Origin of the sequence: Mycobacterium sp. (genome assembly GCF_049280035.1) — a bacterium.
GTDB lineage: Bacteria > Actinomycetota > Actinomycetes > Mycobacteriales > Mycobacteriaceae > Mycobacterium.
On sequence record NZ_JBAPPI010000646.1, the window covers coordinates 1 to 7,277 of the forward strand.

Annotated in this window: 9 protein-coding genes; all 9 read right to left on the bottom strand. The window is 64.9% G+C overall.

The genetic code is table 11. The annotated features are described in order from the left end of the window. Positions 1-1,555: MtrAB system histidine kinase MtrB (gene mtrB / locus WAN71_RS20740; protein ID WP_422227129.1), on the bottom strand; the 1,555-nt coding region annotated here is incomplete at its 3' end. A 28-nt stretch (positions 1,556-1,583) separates the two neighbouring features. Further along, positions 1,584-2,270 carry a two-component system response regulator MtrA gene (gene mtrA, locus WAN71_RS20745; protein WP_422227130.1) on the bottom strand — a complete coding sequence of 229 codons (687 nt, stop codon included), beginning with the start codon at positions 2,268-2,270 and terminating at the stop codon, positions 1,584-1,586. Positions 2,271-2,342: 72 nt separating this feature from the next. Beyond that, positions 2,343-2,972, bottom strand: coding sequence for a dTMP kinase (locus WAN71_RS20750; protein WP_422227131.1), 630 nt, complete (start codon positions 2,970-2,972; stop codon positions 2,343-2,345). Positions 2,973-3,069: 97 nt separating this feature from the next. Beyond that, complete coding sequence (ahcY, locus tag WAN71_RS20755; RefSeq protein WP_422227132.1) at positions 3,070-4,542, bottom strand: adenosylhomocysteinase; 1,473 nt, start codon at positions 4,540-4,542, stop codon at positions 3,070-3,072. 79 nt (positions 4,543-4,621) lie between these two features. Then, positions 4,622-5,266, bottom strand: a complete 645-nt coding sequence (locus WAN71_RS20760) for a TetR family transcriptional regulator (RefSeq protein WP_422227137.1) — start codon at positions 5,264-5,266, stop codon at positions 4,622-4,624. A 32-nt stretch (positions 5,267-5,298) separates the two neighbouring features. Beyond that, on the bottom strand, positions 5,299-5,514 hold the full coding sequence (locus tag WAN71_RS20765) for a rubredoxin (protein ID WP_422227133.1): 216 nt from the start codon (positions 5,512-5,514) through the stop codon (positions 5,299-5,301). Positions 5,515-5,532: 18 nt separating this feature from the next. Next, a complete protein-coding gene (locus WAN71_RS20770) occupies positions 5,533-5,694 on the bottom strand; it encodes a rubredoxin (protein WP_422227134.1) in 162 nt (53 codons plus the stop codon). After that, the gene (locus WAN71_RS20775) at positions 5,694-6,917 is read right to left on the bottom strand and encodes an alkane 1-monooxygenase (protein WP_422227135.1); all 1,224 of its coding nucleotides are present in this window, start codon (positions 6,915-6,917) and stop codon (positions 5,694-5,696) included. The genes WAN71_RS20770 and WAN71_RS20775 overlap by 1 nt, the downstream gene beginning before the upstream one ends. A gap of 97 nt (positions 6,918-7,014) precedes the next feature. After that, the coding region (locus WAN71_RS20780) for an amino acid permease C-terminal domain-containing protein (RefSeq protein WP_422227136.1) at positions 7,015-7,277 on the bottom strand (263 nt) is incomplete at its 5' end.

The following is a 7,277-nucleotide window of genomic DNA, read 5'->3' on the forward strand; positions in this document are numbered from 1 at the left end:
CGCGCACCAGCGGCAGCGTCAACCGGAAGCAGGCGCCCTCGCCCGGCTCGCCCCAGGCCTCCAGCCGCCCCTGGTGCAGGCGGGCGTCCTCGACGCTGATCGCCAGCCCCAGCCCGGTCCCACCGGATTGCCGCACCCGCGACGGGTCCGAGCGCCAGAATCGGCTGAAGACCAGCTTCTCCTCGCCCGGTCGCAGCCCGACGCCGTAGTCGCGGACGGTGACGGCGACGGTGTCTTCGTCGGCGGCCATCCGGATCCGCACCGGCTTGTGCTCGGCGTGGTCAATGGCGTTGGCGATCAGGTTGCGCAGGATCCGCTCGACCCGGCGGGGGTCGACTTCGGCGATCACCTCGTCGGACGGCATGTCGACAATCAGCTGGACCCCCGCGTCTTCGGCCAGGTGACCCACATTGCCCAGCGCGCTGTTGACGGTCGCGCGGAGGTCGACGGCCTCCACCGACAGCTCGGCCACACCTGCGTCGTGTCGTGAGATTTCCAGCAGATCGTTGAGCAGCGTCTCGAACCGGTCCAGCTCGCTGACCATCAGCTCGGTGGACCGCTGCAGCGCCGGTTCGAGGTCTTCGTTGTGGTCATAGATCAGGTCGGCGGCCATCCGGACGGTGGTCAGCGGGGTACGCAACTCGTGGCTGACATCGGAGGTGAAGCGGCGCTGCAGGTTACCGAACTCCTCCAGTTGGGCGATCTGCCGCGACAGGCTTTCGGCCATGTCGTTGAACGAAACCGCTAGCCGGGCCATGTCGTCTTCGCCGCGGATCGGCATCCGCTCGGACAGATGCCCTTCGGCGAACTGTTCGGCTGTACGGGCGGCGGCCCGCACCGGCACCACCACCTGCCGCGTGACCAACCACGCGATGCCGGCCAGTAGCACCATCAACACCAGGCCGCCGGTCGCCATGGTGCCGCGGACCAGTGCGATCGTGCTTTGCTCGTTGCCCAGCGGGAAGATCAGGTAAAGCTCGAGGTTGGTCACCCGCGACGACGTCGGGGTGCCGATAACCAGCGCCGGACCCGAGAAGCCCTCGGTGTGCACGGTCGCGTACTGATAGGCGACCTGCCCGGCCTTGACGAAGTCCCGCAGCGCAGCGGGCAGCTGATCGACGGGCCCGGCGGCGGCCGCGGGCCTCGGACCGTAGCCGGGTACCACCAGCACCGCGTCGAACGCACCGGCCAGCCCGGCGCCGGACGTCGGATCGGTTTTGGACGTCAACGTGCTGCGGGCAAGTTGCAGGCTGCTGTCCAGCGACCGCGCCTCCTCGCCGCTGACGATCCCGCTGACCGTGTTACGGGCCCGCTCGATTTGCTCCGTCGCCGCACGGACCTTGACGTCAAGAACGCGGTTGGTGACCTGACTGGTCAGCACGAAGCCGAGCACCAAGATCACTGCGAGCGACATTCCAAGCGTCAGGCTGATCACCCGAAGTTGCAACGAACGGCGCCAAGCCACGCCGACGGCCCGACCCAATGCACCCATGCCGCGCACGACCGGGCCAGCACGGCCCGAGCGACTGCGAATGCGTGGCTTTGAGCCCCACATCACCAGCGCCGCCCCCCGGCAGCGGGTGTCACGGAGGTCCGGCCTTGTATCCCACTCCTCGAACGGTCAGCACAACGGTCGGGTTCTCCGGGTCTTTTTCGACCTTGGCGCGCAGACGTTGGACATGCACGTTCACCAAGCGGGTATCCGCTGGGTGACGGTATCCCCACACCTGTTCGAGCAGCACATCACGAGTAAACACCTGGCGGGGTTTACGCGCCAACGCCACCAGCAGGTCGAACTCCAGCGGCGTTAGGGAGATCTGCTCGCCATTGCGAGTCACCTTGTGCGCCGGCACATCGATGTCCACGTCGGCGATTGACAGCATCTCGGCGGGCTCGTCATCGTTGCGCCGCAGCCGTGCCCGCACCCGAGCGACCAGCTCCTTGGGCTTGAACGGCTTCATGATGTAGTCGTCGGCACCCGACTCCAAGCCGAGGACAACATCGACGGTGTCGGTCTTGGCCGTGAGCATCACAATCGGGACACCCGAATCGGCGCGCAGCACCCGGCACACGTCGATGCCGTTCATACCGGGCAACATCAAATCCAGCAGCACCAGGTCGGGTCGCAGCTCGCGCACAGCAGTGAGCGCCTGGGTGCCATCACCGATGACCGCGGTGTCGAAACCTTCTCCGCGCAACACAATGGTCAGCATCTCGGCCAGCGAAGCGTCGTCGTCGACCACGAGAATCCTTTGCCTCATGGCGTCCATGGTGTCACCAGATCTTGATAAAACGCAGCTGCCACACGCGCGTTTCTTGCCCGAATACCACAGTTCGCGCCGTTAGGCCGTCAACCTGGCCGCCAGCTGGCCAGGATCGACGTCCGCATCGACCACCACCCAGCGGCCGCCGAAGCCCGCGGCGGCCAGGCCGGCGTACACCGCGCCGGTGCGTTGCTGGAGCTCGTCGTCGCGTTCGTAGGCATCTCGCGACCGGCTGGCATCCTGGTGGGCGCGCTGGCGGGCGCGTTGGCCGGCAAGTTCAGCCGAAACCCCAAGCAGCACTTGCCAATCCGGTGCAGGAAGTTGCAGCCGGTGGTATTCGATCTGATGTACCCAGCCCACCACCTCACCGGAGGCGTCCTGGTGCAGTCGGGCGGCGCTGTAGGCCGCGTTGGACGCCACGTAGCGGTCCAGGATCACCACGTCGTGGTCGCCGCACAGTGCCCGGATTTCTGCAGCGGCGCCAGCACGGTCCAGCGCGAACAGCATCGCCATCGCATACACCGACGAAGCCAGGTCACCGTGCTGGCCGTGCAGCGCCTCAGCCGCCACGTCGGCGGCCACCGACTGCCCGTATCGCGGAAACGCCAGCGTGGCCACCGACCGCCCGCCAGCTTCAAAGGCCGCGCGCAGACCCTGCGAGAGGGTGCGCTTGCCGGCGCCGTCGACGCCCTCGATGGCGATCAGCACGTCGCGAGCCTATCGATGTGTGTTGAGATTGCGCACAGGGTCGTGAAATGCCCGGATCAACAGCCCTACGTGCAATCTCAACGACGGGTAACCGAAATCAGTAGCGGTAGTGGTCCGGCTTGTAGGGCCCGTCGACGTCGACGCCGATGTACTCGGCCTGCTCCTTGGTCAGCTTGGTCAGCTCGCCGCCGAGTGCGGTGACGTGCACGCGGGCGACCTTCTCGTCGAGGTGCTTGGGCAGCCGGTATACCTCGTTGTCGTACTCGTCGTTCTTGGTCCACAGCTCGATCTGGGCGATGACCTGGTTGGAGAAGCTGTTGCTCATCACGAACGACGGGTGCCCGGTGGCGTTGCCCAGGTTCAGCAGCCGGCCCTCGGACAGCACGATGATCGATTTGCCGGTGTCTTTGAAGGTCCACAGGTCGACCTGGGGGCGGATGTTGGTCTTGGTGGCGCCGGACTTCTCCAGCCTGGCCATCTGGATTTCGTTGTCGAAGTGGCCGATGTTGCCCAGGATCGCCTTTTCCTTCATGGCCTTCATGTGCTCAAGGGTGATGATGTCCTTGTTGCCGGTGGTCGTGATGACGATGTCGGCCTCGCCGATCACGTCCTCCACCCGCTTGACGTCGTGGCCCTCCATCAGCGCCTGCAGCGCGTTGATCGGGTCGATCTCGGTGACGGTCACCCGCGCGCCCTGGCCGGCCAGCGAGTCCACCGAGCCCTTGCCGACGTCGCCGTAACCGCAGACCAGCACGGTCTTGCCGCCGATGAGGACGTCGGTGCCGCGGTTGATGCCGTCGATCAGCGAGTGCCGGCAGCCGTACTTGTTGTCGAACTTCGACTTGGTGACCGAGTCGTTGACGTTGATCGCCGGGAACGCCAGGTCGCCGGCCGCGGCGAACTGGTAGAGCCGCAGCACGCCGGTGGTGGTCTCCTCGGTGACGCCCTTGATCGACTCGGAGATCTTGGTCCACTTGCCCTTGTCGGTCTCGAAGCGGTGGCGCAGCAGCTTCAGGAACACCCGGTGCTCAGCCGAGTCGTCCTCGTCGTCGGGCGGCACCACGCCGGCTTTCTCGTACTGCGCACCGCGCAGTACCAGCATGGTGGCGTCACCGCCGTCGTCGAGGATCATGTTGGCCGGCTCGCCCGGCCAGGTCAGCGCCTGCTCGGCGGCCCACCAGTACTCCTCGAGCGTCTCGCCTTTCCACGCGAACACCGGCACACCCTTGGGCTCCTCGGGGGTGCCGTGCGGGCCGACGACCACGGCGGCCGCGGCGTGGTCCTGGGTGGAGAAGATGTTGCATGACGCCCAACGCACTTCGGCGCCCAGCGCGACCAGCGTTTCGATCAGCACCGCAGTCTGCACCGTCATGTGTAGCGAGCCGGAAACCCGGGCTCCCTTGAGCGGCTGCACGTCGTGGTACTCGCGGCGCAGCGACATCAGACCCGGCATCTCGTGTTCAGACAGCTCGATGTCGCGGCGACCGTAGTCCGCCAACGACAGGTCGGCCACCTTGAATTCGATGCCGTTGCGAACGTCGGCGCTCACCGAATTTTCGGTCGTCGTCATGTGTAAGCCCATTCCTTCGTCATCAACTAATTAGCTTGCATATACATTAGTCCCGACGCGGCGGTGCCCTGATGCGGGGTCAGTCGGGCTCAATGACACCGTAGCGTTCGGCGGCCGGTGTCATCAGCCGCGCCAGATCCGCGGCGACGTCATGATCGGCCTCCGGCGGCATCGACACATAGCTAATGCACAACCGGACGATCGCACGAGCCATGATGCCTGCGTCCTCGTCGCTGGCTTTGATCCAGCTGTGCTGGAACGATGACGTCAGCCGAGCCGAGCAGTGGGTGATGATCGGCCCGCTGTCGGTGGTGATGATTTGCAGCAGATCGGGTTTCGCCACCCCGCTCAGCAACGAGATGACCAATGGGTCGGACGCCGACTCGGAGAAGAACGACCGAAATCCCTGCAGGAATGCGGCATAGACGTCGCCGACGTTGGAGTAGATGGCGTCTTCGACGGCGTTCACCAGTCGGTCGGCCAACCGCAGCGCGTAGCCCTGGGCAAGACCTTGCCGCGAGCCGAATTCGTTGTAGATCGTCTGCCGGCTGATGCCGGCGGCGCGGGCCACATCGGCCAGCGTGATCGCCGACCAGTCGCGGCTGAGTAGCAACTCGCGCATCGCGTCGAGCACCGAATCATGCAACAGGGCCCGTGACGCCTCGGCGTACGGGACCCGTTGCTTCACAAGCACGACACTAGGCGTTGCGCCGCTCGCCCTCATCGCTTCGCTCTGCATCGTCGCCGGCGGAGTGCTCACGAACGTGCGACTTCGACCATCTCGAAGTCGGATTTCGCTGCGCCGCAGTCCGGGCAACTCCAATCTTCACCGATGTCGTCCCAGCGGGTGCCAGGCGCGATGCCGTCTTCTGGCCAGCCCTTGGCCTCGTCGTACTCAAAGCCGCACTGCACACACACGAACAGCTTGAACGGGTTCTGACGCTCTTCGCGCAAGCGCTCATCGCAACTCATTTGTTTGCTCCCATCTTTCTAAGCCGGTTGGAAGTCGAACTTTTCTCGTACCGCGCAGTCCGGGCAGCACCAGTCTGCGGGGATCTGCTCCCAGCGCGTTCCCACTGGAAATCCTTCTCGTGCAGCACCTTTAGCTTCGTCGTAGACGTAACCGCAGCCGGGGCAACGATAGGCGGTCATCATGCCGCCGTCCGGTAGCGGGCCAGGACCTTCTGTCGCCGGCGCGGTTGGATGTTGACCCGGGTGATATCGCCGCCGTAATGCGCCAGCACCCGGTGGTCCATCAACTTGCGCCACAGCGGCGGAAAGTAGGTCAACCCGATCAGCGCCGCATAGCCGCTGGGCAGATTCGGCGCCCCGTCCATGCTGCGCAGCGTCTGGTAGCGGCGGGTCGGGTTGGCGTGGTGATCGCTGTGTCGCTGCAGGTGGTACAGGAAGAGGTTGGTGACGATGTGATCGGAATTCCAGCTGTGCTCGGGGGTGCAACGCTCGTAGCGGCCGTTGGCGTTCTTTTGCCGCATTAGCCCGTAGTGCTCGAGGTAGTTCACGGCCTCCAGCAAGCTGAAGCCGAAGACCGCCTGGATGACCAGGAACGGGATCACCGCCGGGCCGAAGATCGCGATCAGCACACCCCACAACACCACCGACATCAGCCAGGCGTTGAGCACGTCGTTGGACAGATAGGTCTTGGGGTTCCACGGGCTGGCACCCTGCCGGCGCAGCCGCTGTGCCTCCAGCCCCCAGGCCGAGCGCAGACTGCCGAAGACGCTGCGGGGCAAGAACTCCCAGAATGTTTCACCGAAGCGAGACGACGCCGGGTCTTCCGGTGTGGCGACCCGCACGTGGTGGCCACGGTTGTGCTCGATGTAAAAGTGGCCGTAGCCGGTCTGCGCCAGGGTGATCTTGGACAGCCAGCGCTCCAGCGACTCCTTCTTGTGACCCATTTCGTGCGCGGTGTTGATGCCGACTCCACCGAGGGCCCCCACCGAGAGCGCCAGACCGATCTTGGCCGGCCAGCTCAGCGGCCCGTCGTAACCCAACCAGCTCAGGTTCGACGCGGTGAACAGATAGGCACCAAGGAACATGCTGAGGTACTGGAACGGGATGAACACGTACGTGCAGTAGCGGTAGTACTTGTCGTTCTCCAGCCAGTCCATCACCTCATCGGGTGGGTTCTGCCCGTCAGACCCGAACCGCAGGTCAAGCGCCGGCAGCAGGACGTAAAGCAGGATCGGACCGATCCAAAACAGCACCTGCGAGGCGGTGTGCCAACCGAGTTGGTTCATCGCCCAGACGATCGGCAGGATCACCAGCAGCAGCGTCGGGACGATCAGTCCCATCAACCACAGATAGCGCTTCTTGTCCTGCCACGCAAAAGCGTTTGGGCCTATAGCGGCGGTCATATCGCCAACCTCCTCGTGAGTCAGAGCACCTTGAGATTGGACAATACTGGACTCTGCGTCTTCTGTCTAGACATAGAGCTATGTTTTGTAAAGCCGATTACGGAGCGGCGGAACCCATACTCGCGGTTTTTTCGGCGGCAGCGGCCTCTCGCCTGGCCAGCACCGAGTGCCGACGGCCGTAGCCCAGGTAGATGGCGACCCCGGCGAGCATCCAGACGCCGAATCGGATCCAGGTCAGCACGGTCAGGTTGATCATCAGCCACAGACACGCGCACACAGAGGTGATCGGCAGCAGCGGCACCCAGGGCGCGCGGAACCCGCGCGGCAGGTCCGGCCGGGTGCGGCGCAAGACGATTACCC